Genomic DNA, 1479 nt, shown 5'->3' with positions numbered 1-1479 from the left:
GACGGCCACCCGCGCGCAGGCGCTGGCCGACCGGCTGCGGCAGCACTACCCCGCCCTGCGCACGGCGGTGGGCCGCAACGACCCCGCCGGCTTCGACCTGGTCGTGAACGCCACGCCCCTGGGCATGCGCGAGGACGACCCCCTGCCCTTCGACGTGGACCGCATCGCCCCCGGCACCTTCGTGGGCGAGGTGGTGATGGCGCAGGCCCACACCCCGCTGTTGCAGGCCGCGATGGCCCGGGGCTGCCCGGTGCAGCAGGGCACCGACATGCTGTTCGAGATGATTCCCGCGTACCTGGAGTTCTTCGGCTGGGGCGGCGCCACGCCCGAGGCGCTGCGTGCGGTGGCGCGCATCGTGTATTGACTGGTGCCTGCCCGGCCGCTACCGTCACGCCACCTTCCGCTTCGCACACCAGCGCCATTCGATGCCCACCACCCCCCGCTCCCTCGGCCCCTTCCAGGTCCACCCCATCGGCCTGGGCTGCATGAACCTCAGCCATGCCTACGGCGTACCGGCCTCGCGCGAGCAGGCCGAGCGGGTGCTGCTCACCGCGCTCGACGAGGGCGTGACGCTGTTCGACACCGCGGCGCTCTATGGCTTCGGGGCCAACGAGACGCTGGTGGGCGAGATCCTCGCGCCGCACCGCCAGCGCATCACGCTGGCGAGCAAGTGCGGCATGCAGGGCGTGGACGCCAACGGCGACGGTAAGCTGGTGCGCGTGATCGATGGCCGCCCCGCCACCTTGCGCGCGACCTGCGAGGCCAGCCTGCGCCGGCTGCGCACGGACGTGATCGACCTGTACTACCTGCACCGCTGGGACCGGCGCGTGCCCATCGAAGACAGCGTGGGCACGCTGGGCGATCTGGTGCGCGAGGGCAAGATCCGCGGCGTGGGCCTGTCGGAGGTGTCGGCCGCCACGCTGCGCCGCGCGCATGCCGAATACCCCATCACCGCGCTGCAGACCGAATATTCGCTGTGCACGCGCAACCCCGAGATCGCCGTGCTGCAGGCCTGCCGCGAGCTGGGCACGGCGTTCGTGGCGTTCAGCCCGCTGGCGCGGGGCTTTCTGGGCGGCGCGCTGCGCGATGTGTCCACGCTGGCGCCGGGCGACATCCGCCGCACGATGCCCCGCTTCGCGCCCGAGGCCTACGCGGCCAACCTGCGGCTGCTGGGCGCCTACGAGGCCCTCGCCCGCGAGGCCGGCTGCACGCCCGCGCAGCTGGCCCTGGCCTGGCTGCTGGCGCAGGGGCCGGAGATCATCCCGATTCCGGGCACCACGAGCGTGGCGCACCTGCGCGACGACCTGGGCGCGGCGGAGGTGCGACTGCCGCCCGAGCTGCTGGCGCGGCTCGATGCGCTCGTGCATGACCGCGCCATGGCGGGCGACCGCTACCCGCCCCAGGCACAGGCCGAGGTGGATACCGAAGCGTTCTGAGCCCCAAAGCACATTGCTACACTTTTAATAGCAATATGCCCTA

At 72.2% G+C, this 1479-nt stretch carries 2 protein-coding genes; both read left to right on the top strand.

All coding sequences use genetic code 11. The features are described from left to right. On the top strand, positions 1-364 hold a 364-nt coding region (locus tag AC27KI_RS24650; protein ID WP_487116399.1), incomplete at its 5' end, for a shikimate dehydrogenase family protein. Positions 365-425: 61 nt separating this feature from the next. Continuing rightward, positions 426-1436: an aldo/keto reductase gene (locus tag AC27KI_RS24645; protein ID WP_487116397.1), complete on the top strand. Its 1011-nt coding sequence runs from the start codon at positions 426-428 to the stop codon at positions 1434-1436. The last annotated feature ends 43 nt before the right edge of the window (positions 1437-1479 follow it).

This window comes from Acidovorax sp. KPB24-03, from assembly GCF_057546605.1.
Note: the sequence above shows the minus strand (reverse complement) of the source record. Positions and strands in the feature narration are given on the sequence as shown.

Excerpts from the sequence above, each read along its gene's own strand:
- AC27KI_RS24645 (WP_487116397.1), top strand. The coding sequence starts at position 426 with ATGCCCACCACCCCCCGCTCCCTCGGCCCCTTCCAGGTCCACCCCATC.